We start from the raw sequence: 20,072 nt of genomic DNA on the forward strand, positions 1-20,072 counted from the left end.
AAAAGTTGAAAAAAAGAAACCCCTATCCCCTCAAGATTGAGGGGCAGGGGAGTTGAAGTGTCGAAGACACTTTTTTATATGCCGGATGAAGAATGCAACAATGCAGATAACATTGAATGGATGAACAATTTAAGAACGGATGATAATAAAGAAGCCTTTACGCAATGTATTGCATTTGAAAGCAGTTTCCGTTCGCCGGAAAAAGGTGGCGGTGCATGGGAAGCTAACGAAGAATACACTTGGTCATGGTGGCTTGCACGGAGTGAAGGCGGAGAATGGAATCTGATGACTTGGGGTTATTGATAAGAGTAGAAAATTCCAGTATTATTGACCAAGAAATTAAGGAGGATTCATTATGAGTGAGAAAACAGAGATTACTTTTATGCAAACAAGATTAATCCGGCTTGCTTCAGAAGAGTGGCATTTACCTGTTGAACAGATTATCCACTTGTTTAAAGAAGCCGATGTTCTTGGATATATAGAAAAATGTTATGGGATTTTTCATTGTGAGGGTGATGAAGCTGTGCTTGAAGACATTACAGAATTTCTGGAAGGAAAGGGGGTAAAGATTAGGGCTTGAGTTAAAAGATGGATTTGTTCTCTATCATGGAAGTTATTGTGAAGTAAAAGCGCCAGATCTTGGCAAATGTGCAAAGAGAAAAGATTTTGGGCAGGGATTTTATTTAACTACATCCAAGGAGCTGGCAGAAAGTTTTCTGAGAACCTCAATAGCCAAAGCAATCGCAACCGGAACAATTGAAGAAGGACAGAAGTTTGGATATATTTCAACCTTTGAATTCAACCTTTCAGGAAATCTTAAAACGCATATTTTTGAAAGTGCAGATGTAGACTGGTTACATTGCATTGCCGCTCATCGAAAGAAAAAAATGTTTATCGAAGTGGAACGTGAAATGGCAAGGTATGATATCATTGCAGGAAAGATTGCGGATGATGCAACAAACGCTACCCTTACTGCTTATCTCGCCGGGGCTTTCGGGACAGCAGGCGATAAGGAGGCAGACGATTTCTGCATCAGACAGTTGTTGCCCAATAAACTAAAAGATCAATATTGCTTCAAAACAGAATCCGCTATTAGGTGTCTGAAATTTGTGAAAGGTGAGAAGATATGGCTGAAGTAACAATTCCAAAGGAAAAAATGAATTATACAATAGACCTTCTTATCACTATGGTGACAGATGAGATTGCAGAAGAAACGGGAAAGGACAGAAAAGAGATATTGACAGATTTTCTATGTTCAAAGACAGGAAAAGCACTGTATGATGAGAAAACAAAGCTGTGGTGCAATGGTCCGGCATATATAGCTGAATTGTATAGGGAAGAGTTAAAGAAATCCGGATATCAGATTTGAGATGACTCATATCCGGATGGTGTTAAAAACTTCCGCATTATATCGTTGTGATAACTAAATATTTCAAAAACGCTGAGGTCAGTATTTCCTAATCATAGGACAACGACCTCAGTTTTTTTATACCCAGGAATCGGCATTCATGAATCAGCCGGTTCTTTTTATTTACAGAAAAATGAAGGAGGATGACAAAGTGAGCAGAGCAAAAAATCCGAAATATGAATCCATGTCACCGGAAGAATTGAAGGCGAATATGGAAAAGAGCAGACAGGAACTGGAGGTTGCGATTCACAACAAAAACCTTCTGGAGCAGAGGAAAAAGTTAGTGGAACGCAGGGAACGCTCCCACCGGCTGATTGTCAAAGGGGAAGAGTTTGAGAAAGCGTTTCCGTTGTCCAGAGATCTGGAGCAGGAAGATGTTCAGAATATAATGAACCAGCTGCAGAACAACAGTTACAACAAGAGTATTGTGCGGCAGACTTATATCTCTGCGTCACAAAAAGACCGACAACAGATTGCAGAAGCAGTCAAAAAAACAGAGAAGGGAGATGACAGTTAATGGCATTGTATCATTTTTCAGTAAGACATGTATCTAGAGGGAAAGGGCAGATGGTGGTTGCTTCCGCAGCCTATATTTCCGGGCAGAGGATTTATGACGGTTATTACAATAAGATACATGACTATACAAGCAAGTCGGGTGTGGTATTTACAGAAATTCTGACACCGGAGTATGTGCCGGAGCGTATGACAGACAGGGAAATACTCTGGAACGAGGTGGAGCATGTAGAAAGGAACAACAAGGCGCAGCTTGCCTAAGACCTTTGATATTGTCATGGCGGTCTTTGACGTGGGAAGTCATGTAGTGACACAGGCGGCAGCTTCCATATCCGGTTCAACGAGTCTGGATGTGCAGGCTACACTTACTTCCATGTTCAACAGCCAGATTGACAGTATGGGTATCGGGGAGCTGATAGGGCTTGGCATGGAAACCATGATCATCAGCCTGTGTATGAAAATCATGTCCGTCCTTATCACCGTCATTTTATACGGACGTATGATTGAAATATACCTTTATGTATCAGTAGCACCAATTCCGGCGGCAACCGTAACCAATAGGGAATGGGGAACAGTCGGAACTAATTATCTAAAGGGACTTATCGCTTTAGCATTTTAGGGATTTTTCATTATGGTATGTGTGGCGATTTATGCTGTGCTTGTGGCAAGCGTGGCAGTGGCAAGTAAGAGAAGAAATAAAGAAGGAGGTGCGCTACCTTGAAGAAAAAGCAAAAGGCGCAAGCCGGAAACCGCAGAATGCCGGAAAATAAAAAGGCGGCAAGCAGAGTCGGACTTACTTTTTCGGAAAAGAGTTTGATGCAGGGTATCAGTATTTTACCATTTCTGCAATGGACAATGCCGGAAATATGTCGGAGGTCTATAAGACAGCCAATCCGTATTACACCGATCCGGAAGCGGAGGACAGTAACGAAAGCAATCCGGCTAAGCAGCTTCCGGTCAGTGCAGAAGCAACCAAGCCTTCCTCTGCTACCGGACAGGTAACGGAGCATACGAAAACGGATAGCGAGGGTAATACCACATCGGAAACCAGTCTTGCAGAACAGAAAAAAGCTGCCATGCAGGAAGCAGATGCTTCGGAGCAGGCAGAAAATAATGCAGAGCAGTCAGAGAATGGGAAAGAGTTTTATACCATTCAGACCGCAAGTGATAAGGTGTTTTATCTGATTATCGACAGGGACGGTGATGAGGAAATGGTCTACTTCCTGACAGAGATCAGCGAAAATGACCTGTTAAATACGACAACGGATAACAGCGAGACACTTCCGAAAAATTCCGCAGCACTGGAGTCTGCAATCCCGGTAAGTGACAGCGCATTGCCAAACAATAATGCAGAAACGGATAGTGAGGAAACAGAAGAATTACCGGAGGATGGCGAGGAAAGTACGGAAGAAAGTACCGAGGAACCGGAAGAACAGCCCGCACAGCCCGATAATCCGATGGGAACCTATATCGTGCTTGGCATCATTGCAGTTATTGGCATCGGAGCAGGCTACTATTTCAAGGTGGTCAAGAAAAAGAAAGAGCAGTTTATTGATGAAGATGATGAGGAGGACGAGGAAGAAGTCTTGGAAGATGAGGACGAAACCGAGGACACAGAGGACGATTTTTTTGAGAAAGACGATGAGGAGGACGAATAAATGCAGTTAGTAATCGCAGAAAAGCCGAGTGTGGCGAAAAGCATAGCAGATGTATTGGGAGCCATAGACAGACAGGACGGATATTTTGAGGGCGGCGGCTATATTGTAAGCTGGTGCGTGGGACACTTAATCGAGCTTGCAGAACCGGAAAGCTATGGAGATCAGTGGAAGAAATGGACTTACGAGAGCCTTCCGGTCAATCCGGATCATTGGCAGTATGAGATCAAGGAGGATACCAAAGAACAGTACGATGTGCAGTTTAAGTTTGTCATGAAGTTTCCCAATAAGAAATTTACAGGAAAGAAAAAGTAAAAGGAGGACGTAACAATGGGAGCAGAAAAAACAAAGAAAGTACAGGACAATGAAAGCAAGGCGGACAAATTTGTCCGTCTTGGGGAGTATCGTGTGAACAAGGTCATTGATGCAATCGGCAGGCTTGAGAACCTTTTCAACCGCACCAATTACGAGTACACACAGGAGCAGGTGGAAGTCATGTTTTCCATTATGGAAAAAAGGCTTTTGGAAGTCAAAGGCAGATTTGCCCCAAAAAAGGAAAAAGAAGATACGTTTTCGTTTGGAAGAAAAGCAGAATAGGGAGGAAAGCCAAAATGAAGCAGTTAGAAAAAGAAATCAATGTAACAAGCCGGAAAAACATGATGAAGAGGTACAAAATGTATGGTGCCACAGTATCAAAGCTGACAGAGAAATCACAGAATGACACCAAGAAGGGAGAGAAAAAGTAATGGAGTACAGAGATTTTGTAGAACAGGTAAAAGAACAGATACAGGATTTTCTTCCTGAAAAGTTTGCAGATGCTGCAGTTGAGGTCAATCAGATTGTAAAGAATAATGACTGTGTTCTGGACGGTCTGATGGTAAGAACAGAAGAAAGTAATATTTCACCTACCATTTATCTGAATCCATATTTTGAGCAGATACAGGATGGAGCTGAATTGGATGATATATTAGCTCAGATTGCAAGTGTTTATCAGTCACATTATATAGATCATGATATAGATGTATCGGCAGTTACCGATTTTGACAAGATTAAGGAAAAAATTGTATGTAAGCTGATCAACGAGGAAGCAAATCAGCAGTTCCTTCAGGATAAACCGTACTCCAAATTGGAAGATTTAGCAGTTGTGTATCAGATTTTAATGGATAAAACAGGAGAAGGAACTGCGACCATTACCATTACAGATAATCTGATGGATGGATATGGAATCACACTTGAAGAACTGCATGACCAGGCGTTACAGAATATGGATACTTTGCAGCCACATAGTTTCAAAGGAATGAATGAGACAGTTGCGGAGATGATTGCAGTTGATATTGCAAGAGACCAAAATATTGGCATGGATGAGGCAAAAGAAATGGCAATGCAGATGATGCCGGATATTCCCGATACCATGTTTGTGCTGACAAATGATACAAAAGTAAATGGTGCGGCTGCAATATTAAACGATGATATCAGACAGGAGATTGCTGAGAAGGTAGGAGATTTTTACATGTTGCCTTCTTCAATCCATGAAACGCTGATTATACCGAAAGATGCGGGAATGGAGTTTAAAGAACTTGAGCAGATGGTACAGGAAGTAAATCAAAAACAGGTGGCACCGGGAGAACGTCTTTCGGATCATGTGTATGAGTATGATGCCAAAGAACATGAATTGTTCCGCAGTGACCGGGCAGAGGAACGTGCCAAGCAGAAAGAGGAAAAAAGAGATAACCGTCATGAGCGTGTTTCAGTAAAAGAGAAACTTGCGGAGAAGAAAGATGCCGTTATTAAGATGAATGCCGGAAAGGAGCATTCTGCACCAGAAAAGAAAAAGGAAGCTGTAATATAGGAGGAGCGCTATGTGGTATCCGTTCCGAAGGATACCCTTGCAAAGCTGATTGTTGTCAGCGAGATTAACAATGTGGAGCTGGAGGAACTGATACATACCATTCTGGAGAAAGGTATTGAGGAGTAGGGATTCTATGAATAAATAGTGTTTTGCATATTAGCAGGCAGTAGGATAGAGAGTGTCTTGCTGCTTGCTAATAGTAGAAAAGTAACAAAAAATATAGTATAATTTCAACAGAAATTTGTAATGTCAGAGGTGAATGATTGTGATAAATAGATCACTAAATGAAGATGAAATATACAATATTACGGAAGCCTTTCGCATGGCAATACTTGATGCCAAATATGATAGAAGATTTCAATATAGAGATAGAGCAGGCTAATAAGTTAAACACTGTGTGTAATATGTCGGCTTTTAACTCTACTGGTTTACAAGAATTAAAGAAAATAGCAGATAAATACCATCAGATATCAAATGATTTTAAAATAGTAGAAAAGGATGGGAAAACTGAACAATACCGCGATAATGAAAATAAAACTTCGGATGAAGAGAAGAATGATAAGGATACACAGTAGAAAAATAGTTTATTTGAATCAATTGAAATAGAGTATATTAAGTAGAAAGACAGGTGATTTTTATGAAATATCCTAAGACACTGAATGTTAAGGTGGAGAACATTTTTGGTGATCAAGATGTTCAGATAACATTATATTCTGGATTAACCATATTTGTTGGGACAAATGCTTCAGGAAAGACGCAAACATTAAAAAAAATAAGAGACATTATGAGAAATGAGGTGGGTAGTAATAAGGTTCGATATTTATCATCCAATAGAATTGGAAATATGGAACAGTATAGATCAAAAACAAATCAATACAATTATACCACTGATGATTATACACTTGGAGATCAAGCGACAAAACGTGCTCGTTTACAAATTGAAACTGCAAGTGGAGATTTCTTTGCAATGGACGAACGAAAGGATGTTTTTATTAAGGTATCTGAGAGGTTATCAGTGTTATTTAATAGAAATATTTTTATTCGCTGGGATGCTGGACAAATGAAGGTGTTTTTTGGAAAGACCGATAGTGAGCAAGAATATTCAGTTGCAGCAGAAGCAAGTGGATTAGTTAATGTTATTTCAATTTTGGCTGCTCTATTTGATGAAGTGGTTGAAGTATTATTAATTGATGAGCCAGAAGTATCTTTGCATCCGCAATTACAATCATATCTTCTTCGTGAGATGAAAAGTGCTGCAAAAAGATACAATAAAACTATTATTATTTCAACCCATTCTGCGGAGATGATCGAATTAAATTCTGCATCTGAGTTGTGCAACTTTGTGTTTTTTAGAAAAGATTCATTACCTAAACAAATTTCGCCAGATACTCCAGAATTGAATAGCGTAAAATTAAAAGAATTTCTTTTACGAATGAGCCTTATATATAGCGAAGGTTTTTTTGCAAAAAAGGTAATGCTTATTGAAGGATCTAGCGATATGATTTTATGTCGATATCTCTGCAATAGACTTAACTTAAAACTTGATGTAGCAGGTTCACAAATCATTCCGGTTGAAGGAAAAGGACAGTTCCCTGTTATTACAAAGCTATTTCGATTAATTGGTAAAGAAGTATGTGTTTTGACAGATTTAGATGGTTTTACAGATGATAATAATATTGTTAATTTGTTCGCGGTATTACCTGAAGCGATTCAAATTGCTAATGATTATGGAAATAGGGATCTTCAAAGCATGATTAGAGATATAAAGACAAAAATAGATGAATTAGTTCAATCCCAAAAAGAAAATATGGTAATGATTTATAACCAGCACCCGTATTGGGTAAACCGAGATCCAGAAGCAGACGATGATAAAATTATTCGTCGTGCATTGATTGCGCAGTTGTTTACGGTGAGTGCAGATGAACTAGCAACTTGGCCAGATCCACATGAGTGGACAAGTCTCAAAAAGAGAATTACTGTGCTATTTGATATTTTAGAAAAATTAGGATGTTTTATTCTTCGAAGGGGGGCGGTGGAAAGTTATTACGCTTTTTCACCGAATACAACGTTTAATGGAAAGCCGTCTGCAGCTGCTAATGAAGTTAGTTATTGGGAAGATAAAAGTAATGAACAAATCTATGCTCAATTCTCCGACATTGTTCGTTCTTTACAATTTGCTGCACTTGATAAAACAGTAGATGAAAGTTTTGCGGTAAAGAAAGAACTATTAAGTGAATTAGCATTGATACTTGGAATTTTACCACAAGTATCAACTGAAAAAGAACTTCTGTCTTGTATTAAACAAGCAAAAGGGAGCGCAGAGTCTCTTTTTGATTATAGAATAATAAATGATAGCAAGCGTCTGGGTGTAGAAATATCATTAAAATCTGAAATAATAGATGTTGATGGATTTCCATTTAAGGCTTTTGTCGGAGACAATGTTAATATTCTCATTGATGAAAGAATTCAATCGCATTCAAGTGAGGAAAGTCAGTAGTAACCCCACCCATTTTTTACTACGTTTCTACTACGATTGCTGTACACATCTTGCAATATTTTGCTAAGATTTGCATTTTCTGTACAGAAATGACCGATACATAAAGAAGAATTAACACTGCGCAAATCGCTGCAGATGGCAGCAGGCCAGCGCATTTTGAGAGGAGAAAAAATTATGATTCGTGTACTTTTCATCTGCCACGGCACTACCTTAGCAAAATTCTGAAAAACCTTGATTTTACAGTATATTTTTGAACCAGTAGGGATGTTTTACTAAGTTTTTACTAAAGAGGAATCCCTAGCACGAATTTAGAAAAGTAACATATAGTATGACCTTATTAATTGGTAGAACAATTGGTAAGGTCCTTTTTTATTTCAAGGAGGTTCAAAATGAAAAGTACAGCGTTAGGAGCAGAAAACATTATTTTTATCAGTGATGCACATGAAAAATTCTACTATGAAAAATTACAAGAAGTACGGTATCAGGATGTGTACCATAAGGCATTGTGTTATTGTCTGGGTATTAATGGAGATACCAGAAAAAATGCTGACAGAATTTATAATTTTAAAACGGGGTCTGTTAAAACGAAATGTTTACATGAAGGATGGCAGACAAGCGGTAGCTTAAAAGTGGTAAGGATGGCATTTAATCTGTACTGTAACAGCACGCCAAGCGTTTGGGATTATGAAGATGCAGAGGAACAGGTAAACGAGTGCAGACAGTATACAGTAGAGGATATCTTCTGCTGTACATATGCACCATATTTTTGGCAGGCAATACAGATCCGTTATCCGGAATATGTAGTGTACAATCAAAAGTTACATGCCATGCTTGGAGGAATAGATTAATGCTGAAAGTGAGACTGATGGGAACAAAAAATGATATTGTATGGTTTCAGAAAATCCTGCAGCGTCATCCTAAAATTGAAGTTATGGAATTATCGGAACTTTATTCCAATAAAGGGACGAGCAAATATTATAGAGCTTATGCTGAAATTGAAAAAAGTAATGTAAATAAAAAATAGTAGAAAAACAGGAGAATTATATCATGTGCAAAATAATCGCAATCGCAAATCAAAAAGGTGGAGTAGCAAAGACTACAACCACTATTAATCTTGGAGTAGGACTGTCTAAGGTTGGAAAACGTGTAATGCTGATAGATGCTGATCCACAGGGACATTTGACAATGGGACTAGGTTTTCCAAAGAACTTAAGGGTAACATTGAAAACAATGATGGAAAATATCATTATGGGATTAGAATTTGATCCCAGGGAAGCAATTTTACACCATGAGGAAGGAATAGATGTAATTCCATCTAATAAACTTCTTTCGGGAATGGACATGTCATTATTTACGGTAGAGGACAGAGAAAAGGTCTTAAAAGAATATCTGGAACTTTTGGAAAATGATTATGACTATATCCTGATTGATTGTATGCCCTCGTTGGGAATGATGACAATTAATGCGTTAAGTGCAGCTGATAGCGTTTTGATTCCGGTGCAGCCTCAATACTATGCGGCAGATGGCCTCATGGAATTACTGAAAGTTGTGAAAGGCATTCATCAGAGATTTAATCCTGATTTACAGATTGAAGGGATTCTGTTTACAATGGACAGCAGTCATTATAATAATTCAAAGAGAAATAAGCAGGCAGTACGAGATGCTTATGGAGCAGAGATTATAATTTTTGATCAGACGATTCCAAGAACAGAAGCTCTTGCCGAAACTGCATCAGAAGGTGTCAGTATTTTTTCTTACGATGCAAAAGGAAAAGGTGCGTACAGTTATCAAGCACTTGTCCAGGAGGTGCTGAATCATGCGTAAACCTAAGAAAGAAATTCAGCTTACTTCTTATGATGAATTGCTTGGAATCAATGAAGCCGAACAGAATACTCTTAATCAGATTGTTGAAGTGCCATTAAATGAGTTACATCCTTTTAGAAATCATCCATTTCATGTAAGTGATGATGAAAAAATGGCTGAAACAGTAGAAAGTATCAAGAATTATGGCATCTTAAATCCTGCATTGGTACGTCCTCGCGCAGAGGGAGGATATGAACTGATTGCTGGTCACAGGAGAAAACGTGGTTGCGAACTGGCTGGAAAAAGTAAAATGCCAGTACTCATACGGAACTATACCGATGATGAAGCCGTAATCGTTATGGTGGATTCTAATATACAGAGAGAAAATTTGCTTCCAAGCGAAAAGGCATATGCTTATAAAATGAAGATGGATGCAATAAAACATCAGGGCATAAAAGACGAAAACGCAGCTTCTGTTGACAGTGCAGATCTGGTTGGACAGGCTGCCGGTGACAGTGGAAGAACCGTTCAGCGTTACATACGCTTGACCTGTCTTATTCCGGAATTGCTGAAATTGTTGGATGAAGGAAAGATTAATTTTACAGTAGGTGTTTCATTAACCTATTTATCAGAAACGGAGCAGATTTGGGTGAAAGACTGCATAGTGTCTGGAGCAAGCTCTGTTACAGGTTCAATGGCAACAAAACTGAAGCAATACAGCGGTGAAGGTAAACTGACAGAATTAGCGGTACAGCTTATTCTGAATGAAAAGAAAACAGAGACAGGAAAAGTTACTTTAACTGAAAAGAAAATACGAAAGTATTTCCCAAAGGAATATAACAGAGAACAGATTGAACAGGTTATCTATGAACTGCTTGATAACTGGAAGAAAAGCCAATAACGAGGGAAGGAGAGAAAGCAAAATGGCAAAATCCGAAAGCACAAAAATAGAGTTTGGTTATTTTCACGATTATGAATCGGAACAGTTTGCTTTTTACCGTATTCCCAAAGTATTATTCACAGATGAATATTTCCGTAATCTGTCCAGCGATGCAAAGGTTCTTTATGGGCTGATGCTGGACAGAATGGCTTTGTCTATCAGAAATAATTGGGTGGACAATGAGGGGAAAGTTTATATCATATTTACATTGGAACAAGTGATGGAATATATGAACTGCGGAAAAGACAAAGGTGTGAAAATTCTTGCAGAATTAGATACTGATAAAGGAATTGGTTTGATTGAAAGAGTAAAGAGAGGATTGGGAAAACCAACAATTATTTATGTAAAGAGCTTTGTATATAGAAAAGAAAAAGTATTAGATTCGGCAGAGAATGATAACCGAAGTCAAGAAGTCGGAAAAGCCGAAGTCAAGAGTTCGGAAAAACCGAAGTCTGGAGTTCTGGAAAGTCGAAGTCAAGAGTTCGGAAAAACCGAAGTCTGGAAGTCGGAAAAATCGAAGTCTGGAGTTCGGAAAAACCGAAGTACAGAAGTCGGAAAAACCGACCCTAATAATACTAATTATAATTATACTGATATTAGTAATACTGACAGAAGTAATACTGATCTTATCAATCTTTCAGATTCTTCCGAACAGCAGTCAATGGATTTGATGGAAGAGATGGAACTATTCCAGATGAATACTGCGCTTGTAAAAAGAAATATTGAATATGACTGTCTTGTACAACGATGCAGATTAGGGGAACAGCAACAGTTGGATGAAATTGTGGCACTAATTGTGGAAACAATCAGCATAGAACGTGAGAATATTACGATCAGTGGAGTGAAATACCCATATCAGTTCGTAAAAAGCAGATTATTGTTGCTGGAAGAAAGCCACATAGAGTATGTACTTGACTGTCTACATGAGAATACCAGGGAAGTAAAGAACATAAAAGCGTACTTGCTTACCTGTCTTATGAATTCAATAACGACAATAGGCAATTATTACCAGGCAAAAGTAAATCATGATATGTACGGAGGTGGCATATGAGAGGAAAAGAAATTATAACAAAATTGATAATTCCTGGTGCAATAGCTATGATTATCTGCTTAATTGTTCACCCTATGTGCATGAATGGTGAAATATTAGACTGGAGAAAATTATTGCTTTTTGTGGGAATACCTTTCGGAATCCAGAAAATGTTTTTGTTGGTCGTTCCAAGAAATGTGGGGACAGGGGAAATGCTTGGTTTGGTGGTACTTAAACTGATGGTAGGAAGTTTGATTGGAATAGGGGTTCTTGCCTGGAGATTATTAGCTGTAGCAGGCATTTTGCTAAAAAACGGCATTTCTGGAATTATATGGATCATAAAAAGACTGAAAGAAATGGTGATCAAAAATGAGCGAAAAGCAACTGGAAAAATTGTATTATAGCATTTATCCAATGAATCAATGTGAAACACAAAGTAAAAGTTATGAAGAGACAAAGGAACTGTGTGAAACATTAGAAAAGGAAATGATAAGTCTAATGAGTCCGGATCTGCAGGCAATGTTTGAGGATTACAAGGAATATACTTTAAATCTTAAACAAACAGAACAGAGAGACGCTTACATAGATGGATTAGCGTTTGGAATTCGCACAATTTCGGAAGCCTTTTTACATGAGAACAAAAATAGAATATAGTGATTGAAAAAGCAGTCTGTCAAGGCTGCTTTTTCTGTACCGCTTACATAGGAGAATGAGATGTGATTGATTTGATAATAATTATTATAGCAGGAATAGTGCTTTTGTTTTTGCTGTCTTGTTGCTTTATGGTTGCAAGGCTGTTGGATGAGGAAATATCTATGTATGGATATGAAGGAAAAGAAAACTGGGAAAGGGAACAACTTCCCGACAAATTGTCGAGAAGTTCAACAGATGAAAGACATGGAGATAAATGAAAAGATTCGTTATTTTCGGAAACAGAGAGGGCTATCGCAGGAACTGCTTGCAGAACGAACAGGAATTAATGTGAATACAATTCGGAAGTATGAAATAGGCATACGAAAGCCGAAAGTAGAACAATTAAAGAAAATTGCGGATGGACTTGAAATTAGTGTAATAGAATTTTTGGATATTGAAATAGAAAATGAAGCGGACTTGATTGCTATGCTGAAAAAAATCAGTCCGTTTTTTAAGTGGGACGGATTGCTTCATGTATTGGAGGGGGAAAAGTTTTTATGATTGGTGTAGGAAGTGCATTGATATCACTGTTTCTGGTTTTGGTTTGTTATTCATTAACACTGACAGCGAAAAGAGCAGATGAAAACTTATTGATGATCTGTGAACAGAATCAGAAAAGTGAAGAAGAGAAAGGAAAGCAAGAAATGGAATCAAAGAGAGACATTTTGAGAGTAATTGAAAAAGAAATCAAAAAAGGAAGTGCGCCAGTTGCATTTGCGGGTTTGGGGTTTTCTGAGGAATGTTATCATTTGGTAGATAGTCAGGCTAAGATGAACCAACTTTTAGATTATTTTTTTCGCAATGAAGAATACGCAGCTTTGGCAGATCGGCAGGTGAAAAGTAATATCTATGCAGAAATGGGCAAAAGGCTGAATTTCCGTAGTGCTAGATCTGCTCGAGACAGAAAGAATATGGAGGTAGCGGCGAAACGATGGATTAAGAAAAAGCATCCAACATTTGATGGAGATGTATATGTCGAAAATATCCGGTGTTTTCTGGATATTTCCCAGGAAGAGTTAGAAAAACGTAAATGTACTGTTAATGAACAGGATATCACAGCACTTATTTTCAGTCAGAAACATCTGGAAGCATTATATCTGCAATGCCTTATGCACAGGCGAAACGCAATGCAAGAGGTTCCAGAGTTGAAAGGTTTGTCAGAAACGTGCAACAGGATTTATAAATTGCAGGATGTAGATGTATTATTCCAGTGTCTGCTGATGGATCAGATGGATTGGGAAGAAGGAAAGTTGTATATGCAATTCAGTACTGTATATTTATTACTGAGTTTAAGAAATAAATGACAGAATAAGTATGATTGGTTATAATAAAATAAATTGAACAAATAAGTAGAGGGAGGGTCTGATGAATAAAGAAGATCATTTTATAGATACAGATAAATTGGGTGATGTGTTACTTGAGTTTTCAAAAAAAATAAGTCGTTTCTCACAAAATATACCAGATACTTTATTTGGAAGTTTGACAGAATTTTTAAAAAATATACCAGATGATGTTAAGAATACGCAACTTTTTGCAAACGTTCAAAAACTAAGTAATTATGATTTGAATTATGAAGATGTCTGGTGGTTGGTAGACAGTTATGGGCTTATTGATAAAGAAGATGCGGAAGAAGAACTTATGGAGTATTATGAGCAAGAAAATAAATTACATTGTTATATAAAAAGTATTATAAGCAATCCATCCATAAGTGAACGTGAAAAATTAGTAATATTGTTATCACATATAGAACCGTTAATATATAATACTTTAAATTACACGAAACAACCTTATTCAAAAGTGAAACAAATAGTAAAACGAATGTCTATAGATGAAAATGAGGGAATGTCTTCTGAGAGTGTGGGAAAACTTTACGTTATGGGAATTACATATGTAGTGTTTGCAAATACTGACGCTTATAAAAAGGAAATTGATAAAAGAATTCCGTTTAGAAATAATATTCTGCATAATGGAATTGTTGAATATGGAACGGATGATATACATAGTGCATATGAGTTGTTAATTGAGTTCATTTCAATGCTGGTATTCATAAAAAAACAGCTTATTAATGAAAAAACGAAATAGAGAATTTGTAGCCGGTTGGTCCATTTTATTAGAAATTGGAATCAGCCGGCTTTTTATATTTAAAAGAGTACTTCTCGACAATTTGTCGGGAAGTGGAAAGGAGCCAAATTCGAGTGAAAATATACCTACACCATCTGTTAGTACCACCGTAATTTGCTGATCAGAATCGAAAGGAGGCGTGCAAATTGCAGGAAGAAGTTACACAGAAAACAATCGCATTGTCGGTTAAAACTGCAAGAGTGACTGCCGACGTGTTAAAAAATATGCTGCGGAAGTATCTGTCAGGACAGAAGCAAAAGGGAAAGAATCCTTATAAGGTTGGAAAACAGTCATACAAAGAATTGAAAAGCCAGGGTTCTGGTTTATCTAATATTGAGATCACAGATGGAAATATCAAGTCTTTTGAACGTGTGGCGAAGAAATACCGCTTAGATTTTGCCTTGAAAAAAGACAGTTCAACCAAGCCACCGACCTACTATGTGTTTTTTAAAGGGCAGGATACAGAAATGATGAATCTAGCATTTAAGAAATATTTAGGTGTCCAGATGAACAAAAAGGATAAACCATCTATTATGAAAAAACTCATGCACTTTAAGGATACTGTGTCTAAAGGAAAGAACAGAGAACGAGCAAGAGAACAGCAGAAAGACAGAGGGCAGAGTTTATGACGGAGAAAAAACAGCAGCATAAGAAAAAAAGAGGAAAAGTTCAGCATATCAGAGGTTCTCCGAAAAAGAGAAAAATATCTGGAAAAGCTGTTTTTTCTTCAGAGAGTATCCCAGGAAAAATGCTTGCGGATGTGAAAAATCTGATCACGGATAAGGCAAGTGAATTGAAGAGGGCAGATCAGAAAAAGCTGTTTTTAGCTAATTTCCCCTATCTGATGTTTGCTTATTTTTTCAATAAGATTGCCTGGCTGTATCGGGTAAACACCGGAGCAACTTCCTGGGATAAATTTATGAATACTATTACTTATTTTGAACTGGCGTTTCGGAATCTCTGGCCAAGTTTGAATCATATGGATCTGTTTTGGGGAATCGCAGGAGGCGTGGTTGTAAAATTTGTTATTATTTACCGCACGAAAAATGCCAGGAAATATCGGCTGGGTGTGGAGTATGGTTCTGCCAGATGGGGAACAGAAAAAGATATACGACCATATGCTGATCCTGAATTTGAAAATAATATTATTCTCACAGAAACAGAGAGTCTTACTATGTCAAGCAGACCAAAGAATCCGAAATACGCCAGGAATAAAAACATTCTGGTAATTGGCGGTTCTGGTTCTGGAAAAACCAGATTTTTTGTAAAGCCTAACATTATGCAGATGCACAGCTCCTATGTGATTACTGATCCAAAGGGAACTGTGCTTCTGGAGGTTGGCGGTATGCTGGCAAAAGGCAGTCCGATGACGGATGAGAATGGAAAAATCGTGCGGGACAAAGAGGGAAAAGTTATATACGAACCGTATAAAATCAAAGTTTTGAATACAATTAACTTCAAAAAATCCATGCACTATAATCCATTTGTATATATCCGCAGTGAAAAAGATATTCTAAAACTGGTAACAACCATTATTGCTAATACCAAAGGTGAAGGGCAGCAATCAGGTGAGGATTTTTGGGTAAAGGCGGAAAAACTCTATTATTGTGCCCTGATTGGTTATATCTGGTATGAAGGCAGGGAAGAAGAAAAGAATTTTAATACTCTGTTGGAAATGATCAATGTGTCAGAAGCCAGGGAAGATGATGAGAATTTCAAGAATCCAGTAGATCTGATGTTTGATGAACTGGAGCAGAAAGACCCGAACCATTTTGCAGTAAGGCAGTACAAAAAATACAAGCTAGCTGCCGGTGTAGTAAGTTTGAAGAGACTTCTTAATCAATCAAATTTAAAGAGTTGGAGCTCCAAAATGATTAAAAAGTCTCTTGAGGCTTATTTTTTTACCTTAAAGAACAAAATTGTATTTTGTAAAAAACAATTTCAAAACATGTCCGTATTTTGTTTCGTCAGTACAGAGATTGTGTAAGGAACTTTAAAAAGATGACACGAAATCAAAAAAGATGCAGTAAGGGGGCTGTAAAAAGACCTCTGAGCATTTCGTTTAGTGTAAGAATCTTTTTTACTTCTTACACGAACCTTGAAAACGAAACAGCCTGCCCGTAGTGATACCAGAACTGAATAGGCATTCAGCGTGTCTTTTTTGGTTAATACGTCCCGGAAACATCAGAACCCGGTACAGGAACGGATATGGGATGAGAACAGGCAATTAATAAACAAAGGAAGGAGGACATCTGACTATGACAGAGAAACAGGGATTCATGACAGCGTTGTATGAACGTCTTAGTCGTGATGATGAATTAAACGGGGAATCCAACAGTATTTCAAACCAGAAGAAACTGCTGGAACAATATGCAAAAGAACATGGATTTACCAATCTTGTTCATTTTACTGATGATGGTATCTCCGGTACAAGATTTGATCGCCCAGGCTTTCTTGCCATGATGAAAGAAGTAGAGTCGGGGAAAGTCGGAACGATTCTGATTAAAGATATGAGCCGAATGGGAAGAGATTATCTGAAAGTCGGACAATATATGGAATTGCTGCGACAGAAGAATGTCCGCCTGATTGCAGTCAACGAGAATGTAGACAGCTTCCGGGAGGACGATGATTTTACTCCATTCCGAAATATCATGAATGAATGGTATGCAAGGGATACCAGTAAAAAGATAAAATCCACTTTCAAGGCGAAAGGAAAATCCGGCAAGCATGTGGCAAGTACAACACCATATGGGTATCTGAAAGACAAGGATGACCCGAATGTATGGATTGTTGATGAAGAAGCAGCTGTAGTTGTACGGAGAATCTTTCACATGACAATGGATGGGTACGGACCATATCAGATTGCCAAGGCACTGAAAGAGGATAAGGTTGAGATACCAGCGGTTCATATGGCAAAGAAAGATGCCGGATTATGGAAAGGCAGAGTAGAAGAAATCAAAGATCCTTATGGCTGGGGCTCTTCTACTGTTGCAGGCATTCTGAAGAAAAGAGAGTATCTTGGTCATACAGTGAACTTCAAGACCAGAAAACATTTCAAGGATAAGAAAAGCCATTACGTATCTGAAGATAATTGGACGGTGTTTGAGAACACGCAGGAAGCCATTATAGATCAGGAAACTTTTGACAATGTACAGAGAATCCGAAGCAATGTGAGAAGATATCCAGATGGATGGGGAGAAGCCCACCCCTTGACAGGTCTGATGTATTGTGCAGACTGTGGTTCCAAAATGTATGTCCATCGAGTAAATAATGGCAAGCGAGTACCACAATATACTTGTTCTGCATATTCTAAAGTTCCGGTTGGAACACTCTGCCAGACACAGCACAGAATTAATGCTGATGTGGTTATGGAGCTGATTAAGGAACTTTTAAAGGCTGTTGCGGAGTATTCACAGTTGAATCGTGAAGAATTTTTGGAGACAGTAAAAAAGGCACAGACTTCACAGCAGTCCAGTGAGATCACAAGATTGAAAAGCAGATTGGCAGAGGCAAAAAAGCGTGTGCAGGAACTGGAAAAACTGATCTGCAGAATTTATGAGGACAATATTCTTGGCAAGCTGCCAGATGAACGCTATGCGATTCTTGATGGACAGTATTCTAAAGAACAGAAAGATTTGTCGGCAGAAATTGCAGATATGGAAGCTGAATTATCAGGCTATGAAGAAGGTCGCAGATCAGCGGAGAAGTTTATTGCTCTGGTTGATAAATACCAAAATTTTGAGGAATTGACCACTTACATGCTGAATGAATTTGTAGAAAAGATTGTGGTGCATGAGCGTGACCGGAAAGGAAGCGTTGAGACGACACAGGAAGTGGAAATCTATTTTAACTTCATCGGCAGATATTTACCGCCACATTTCGGTGAGGTGAAAATGACACCGGAAGAAATTGAAGAAATGAAAAAACGGGAAGCCAGAAAAGACAGGCTTCACCAGAATTACCTGAGAAGAAAAGCAAATGGAAAGCAGCAGGAATACTATGAACGGACAAAGGCAAAAAAGAAAGCCGAACTGGATGCAAAAAAAGAAGAGATCCGGCAGGAAGATATTGCAAAAGGTGTGTTCATTCCGCTATCACTGCTTCCCCCAGCAGAACCGAAGAAAGGAGTTGCATCAGCATGAGCAAATTAGAAAGAATCATTCACGATAACAGTAATGGTCTGGATTATATCCTTGTCGGGGAAATCTATCTGCCACTGATCGCAGTACCCGAAGAGAAAAGAGAGATTGGTTTTTATGGAAGTCTTCACAGAAACTATCTGAAAGATTACAAGAGTGGCTTGTATTCCTATCTGACATTGAGTGGTAAGCTCTGGACGTATCTCGCAGATCTGAATGAGCAGTGTTTGGAACGCAGGGATTTCCTCATGGAACAGATTATGGAGCAGGAAGGCATTACGGAAGAATTGAAAAGCAGAGATCAGATGGAATGGGTTCGCCGGGCAAACAATGCAAGAAGCCGGGTAGATGAAATTATTTTAAATGAACTGGTGTATGTGTAGGAGGGACTTATGAGATACTGGATTGAATATGCAGACGGAAGATGTTGTAATTTTGCAAACAGCAGAAAAGATTTACTGGACTGGCTGAAACTTTTGAAAGATGAAAAAATCGTTGATATCCGAAAGATTTACAAAAGCGGTGTGACAGATTCTGTGATAGACAGCTATCGTAGTTATCTGAAACAGTGAAAGGGGTGGACAGTCATGGTTGTTGTAAGAATTATTGTGAAAATCGTATTACTGCCAGTGCGTATATGCCTGACAATGATACAACTGGTGGTTATGTTCTTCACATGGCTGTCGGCAACGGTATTTCATATCCTGTCGGGGATCATCTGCATTACAGCAGTTTTAGGGTATGGATTCGGACAGGAGACAGGCACAGAAGCGGTCAGGATGCTTGTGGCAGGTTTTATACTTTATATCCTGCTGTGCTTTCTGGCTGGGCAGTGGTGTGGCTGGAAACAATCAAAATCAGATTGATGAAGTAGACCACTGGAGAAAGGAATAGGATTCTTAAATGAAGATTACAAAAGAGATTGAAGAATTTATCAACCTGACCATAACGGAGCATATGGGAAAAGAGTATGCAGACTGGAAACTGAGCCAGCCGTCTGTGACAGAACCAGATGAAGTTGAGGAAGAATATAAAAAAGTGATTGCCACACTTCCACAGAAACAGGAAGAGGCCATTACAAAATATTGCGACCAGATATTTAACAGTGGAGCAGAGACAGAAGAATTTTTCTACCGGTTGGGACTGAGGGACGGAATGAAACTTAGGAAGAATGTTAAAATGGTTCTGAAGCAATTATCAGAATGATACATACAGGAATTATCTGAAAAGTGAATGAGTAAAGGAAAGGGCATTAACCGTAAAAAGTTAGTGCCCTTTGTTTTACCCATTTTTATATTTTCACAAAATCCGATGCAGAGGATTTTTGAAAAACAGACGGAACGGAGATCCTGCTGAAGGGACAGCGGCAGGAGTTACGTTTTGTCTGCTGGGAGTACAGAGGGCTGGAAGTCCTTTGTGCCCAG

28 protein-coding genes and 3 pseudogenes are annotated in these 20,072 nt (G+C 38.5%); all 31 read left to right on the top strand.

Going from position 1 to position 20,072, the window contains the following annotated elements:
* The first annotated feature begins 57 nt into the window (after nt 1-57).
* The 31 genes and pseudogenes from AB5706_RS14470 (at nt 58) to AB5706_RS14620 (ending at nt 19,854) form a co-directional block, all read left to right on the top strand.
* On the top strand, nt 58-303 hold the full coding sequence (locus AB5706_RS14470) for a hypothetical protein (protein ID WP_368361816.1): 246 nt from the start codon (nt 58-60) through the stop codon (nt 301-303).
* Nucleotides 304-355: 52 nt separating this feature from the next.
* Entirely contained in the window at nt 356-580 is a 225-nt protein-coding gene (locus AB5706_RS14475) for a DUF3791 domain-containing protein (protein ID WP_173735990.1), read from the top strand.
* Nucleotides 581-608: 28 nt separating this feature from the next.
* Nucleotides 609-1,139, top strand: a pseudogene (locus AB5706_RS14480) (DUF3990 domain-containing protein); the annotation flags it as partial.
* Entirely contained in the window at nt 1,127-1,369 is a 243-nt protein-coding gene (locus AB5706_RS14485) for a hypothetical protein (protein WP_055307231.1), read from the top strand. The pseudogene AB5706_RS14480 and the gene AB5706_RS14485, both read left to right, overlap by 13 nt.
* A gap of 190 nt (nt 1,370-1,559) precedes the next feature.
* Nucleotides 1,560-1,925, top strand: coding sequence for a DUF3847 domain-containing protein (locus AB5706_RS14490; RefSeq protein WP_173735989.1), 366 nt, complete (start codon nt 1,560-1,562; stop codon nt 1,923-1,925).
* On the top strand, nt 1,925-2,182 hold the full coding sequence (locus tag AB5706_RS14495) for a MobA/MobL family protein (protein ID WP_173735988.1): 258 nt from the start codon (nt 1,925-1,927) through the stop codon (nt 2,180-2,182). Before AB5706_RS14490 ends, AB5706_RS14495 begins: the two co-directional genes overlap by 1 nt.
* Before the next feature lies 1 nt (nt 2,183).
* Nucleotides 2,184-2,603, top strand: a pseudogene (locus tag AB5706_RS14500) (VirB6/TrbL-like conjugal transfer protein, CD1112 family); the annotation flags it as partial.
* A gap of 184 nt (nt 2,604-2,787) precedes the next feature.
* Complete coding sequence (locus tag AB5706_RS14505) at nt 2,788-3,579, top strand: CD1107 family mobile element protein (RefSeq protein WP_330602468.1); 792 nt, start codon at nt 2,788-2,790, stop codon at nt 3,577-3,579.
* Nucleotides 3,580-3,891, top strand: coding sequence for a toprim domain-containing protein (locus AB5706_RS14510; protein WP_330602469.1), 312 nt, complete (start codon nt 3,580-3,582; stop codon nt 3,889-3,891).
* Between the two features lie 15 nt (nt 3,892-3,906).
* Nucleotides 3,907-4,173: a hypothetical protein gene (locus AB5706_RS14515; RefSeq protein ID WP_173735987.1), complete on the top strand. Its 267-nt coding sequence runs from the start codon at nt 3,907-3,909 to the stop codon at nt 4,171-4,173.
* Nucleotides 4,174-4,187: 14 nt separating this feature from the next.
* Entirely contained in the window at nt 4,188-4,322 is a 135-nt protein-coding gene (locus tag AB5706_RS14520) for a hypothetical protein (RefSeq protein ID WP_274603091.1), read from the top strand.
* Nucleotides 4,322-5,425, top strand: coding sequence for a DUF5688 family protein (locus AB5706_RS14525; RefSeq protein WP_173735986.1), 1,104 nt, complete (start codon nt 4,322-4,324; stop codon nt 5,423-5,425). Before AB5706_RS14520 ends, AB5706_RS14525 begins: the two co-directional genes overlap by 1 nt.
* 284 nt (nt 5,426-5,709) lie before the next feature.
* Complete coding sequence (locus AB5706_RS14530) at nt 5,710-6,000, top strand: hypothetical protein (RefSeq protein WP_173735985.1); 291 nt, start codon at nt 5,710-5,712, stop codon at nt 5,998-6,000.
* A gap of 62 nt (nt 6,001-6,062) precedes the next feature.
* On the top strand, nt 6,063-7,922 hold the full coding sequence (locus AB5706_RS14535; RefSeq protein WP_173735984.1) for an ATP-dependent nuclease: 1,860 nt from the start codon (nt 6,063-6,065) through the stop codon (nt 7,920-7,922).
* A 389-nt stretch (nt 7,923-8,311) separates the two neighbouring features.
* The gene (locus AB5706_RS14540) at nt 8,312-8,770 is read left to right on the top strand and encodes a DUF6075 family protein (RefSeq protein ID WP_148446567.1); all 459 of its coding nucleotides are present in this window, start codon (nt 8,312-8,314) and stop codon (nt 8,768-8,770) included.
* Nucleotides 8,770-8,946 (top strand): hypothetical protein, encoded by a 177-nt coding sequence (locus tag AB5706_RS14545; RefSeq protein WP_173772779.1) that lies wholly within the window; start codon nt 8,770-8,772, stop codon nt 8,944-8,946. Before AB5706_RS14540 ends, AB5706_RS14545 begins: the two co-directional genes overlap by 1 nt.
* 23 nt (nt 8,947-8,969) lie before the next feature.
* On the top strand, nt 8,970-9,746 hold the full coding sequence (locus AB5706_RS14550) for a ParA family protein (RefSeq protein ID WP_005426615.1): 777 nt from the start codon (nt 8,970-8,972) through the stop codon (nt 9,744-9,746).
* On the top strand, nt 9,739-10,626 hold the full coding sequence (locus AB5706_RS14555; protein ID WP_173772780.1) for a ParB/RepB/Spo0J family partition protein: 888 nt from the start codon (nt 9,739-9,741) through the stop codon (nt 10,624-10,626). The genes AB5706_RS14550 and AB5706_RS14555 overlap by 8 nt, the downstream gene beginning before the upstream one ends.
* A 22-nt stretch (nt 10,627-10,648) precedes the next feature.
* The gene (locus AB5706_RS14560; RefSeq protein ID WP_148446561.1) at nt 10,649-11,716 is read left to right on the top strand and encodes a DUF6017 domain-containing protein; all 1,068 of its coding nucleotides are present in this window, start codon (nt 10,649-10,651) and stop codon (nt 11,714-11,716) included.
* On the top strand, nt 11,713-12,099 hold the full coding sequence (locus tag AB5706_RS14565; RefSeq protein ID WP_005426609.1) for a DUF6050 family protein: 387 nt from the start codon (nt 11,713-11,715) through the stop codon (nt 12,097-12,099). The genes AB5706_RS14560 and AB5706_RS14565 overlap by 4 nt, the downstream gene beginning before the upstream one ends.
* Nucleotides 12,065-12,349, top strand: a complete 285-nt coding sequence (locus AB5706_RS14570; protein ID WP_173772781.1) for a DUF6809 family protein — start codon at nt 12,065-12,067, stop codon at nt 12,347-12,349. Before AB5706_RS14565 ends, AB5706_RS14570 begins: the two co-directional genes overlap by 35 nt.
* A 165-nt stretch (nt 12,350-12,514) precedes the next feature.
* Nucleotides 12,515-12,889, top strand: coding sequence for a helix-turn-helix domain-containing protein (locus AB5706_RS14575; RefSeq protein ID WP_021926218.1), 375 nt, complete (start codon nt 12,515-12,517; stop codon nt 12,887-12,889).
* A 164-nt stretch (nt 12,890-13,053) separates the two neighbouring features.
* Nucleotides 13,054-13,692: a hypothetical protein gene (locus tag AB5706_RS14580; protein ID WP_368365124.1), complete on the top strand. Its 639-nt coding sequence runs from the start codon at nt 13,054-13,056 to the stop codon at nt 13,690-13,692.
* Between the two features lie 61 nt (nt 13,693-13,753).
* Nucleotides 13,754-14,470 (top strand): hypothetical protein, encoded by a 717-nt coding sequence (locus tag AB5706_RS14585; protein WP_173772783.1) that lies wholly within the window; start codon nt 13,754-13,756, stop codon nt 14,468-14,470.
* Nucleotides 14,471-14,655: 185 nt separating this feature from the next.
* Nucleotides 14,656-15,138, top strand: coding sequence for a PcfB family protein (locus AB5706_RS14590; protein WP_173772784.1), 483 nt, complete (start codon nt 14,656-14,658; stop codon nt 15,136-15,138).
* Between the two features lie 215 nt (nt 15,139-15,353).
* Nucleotides 15,354-16,367, top strand: a pseudogene (locus tag AB5706_RS14595) (type IV secretory system conjugative DNA transfer family protein); the annotation flags it as partial.
* Between the two features lie 400 nt (nt 16,368-16,767).
* Complete coding sequence (locus tag AB5706_RS14600; protein WP_195371389.1) at nt 16,768-18,651, top strand: DUF4368 domain-containing protein; 1,884 nt, start codon at nt 16,768-16,770, stop codon at nt 18,649-18,651.
* Nucleotides 18,648-19,031 carry a TnpV protein gene (locus tag AB5706_RS14605; RefSeq protein WP_021738890.1) on the top strand — a complete coding sequence of 128 codons (384 nt, stop codon included), beginning with the start codon at nt 18,648-18,650 and terminating at the stop codon, nt 19,029-19,031. Before AB5706_RS14600 ends, AB5706_RS14605 begins: the two co-directional genes overlap by 4 nt.
* 9 nt (nt 19,032-19,040) lie before the next feature.
* The gene (locus tag AB5706_RS14610) at nt 19,041-19,220 is read left to right on the top strand and encodes a hypothetical protein (protein WP_021738889.1); all 180 of its coding nucleotides are present in this window, start codon (nt 19,041-19,043) and stop codon (nt 19,218-19,220) included.
* Between the two features lie 15 nt (nt 19,221-19,235).
* Nucleotides 19,236-19,514 (top strand): hypothetical protein, encoded by a 279-nt coding sequence (locus tag AB5706_RS14615; protein ID WP_044963260.1) that lies wholly within the window; start codon nt 19,236-19,238, stop codon nt 19,512-19,514.
* 37 nt (nt 19,515-19,551) lie between these two features.
* Nucleotides 19,552-19,854 carry a hypothetical protein gene (locus AB5706_RS14620; RefSeq protein WP_021738887.1) on the top strand — a complete coding sequence of 101 codons (303 nt, stop codon included), beginning with the start codon at nt 19,552-19,554 and terminating at the stop codon, nt 19,852-19,854.
* Nucleotides 19,855-20,072: the final 218 nt, after the last annotated feature.

The sequence above is a fragment of the Ruminococcus sp. RTP21484sp1_RTP21277st1_D2_RTP21277_210401 genome (assembly GCF_040924225.1).
Taxonomy (GTDB): Bacteria; Bacillota; Clostridia; order Lachnospirales; family Lachnospiraceae; genus Blautia_A; species Blautia_A faecis.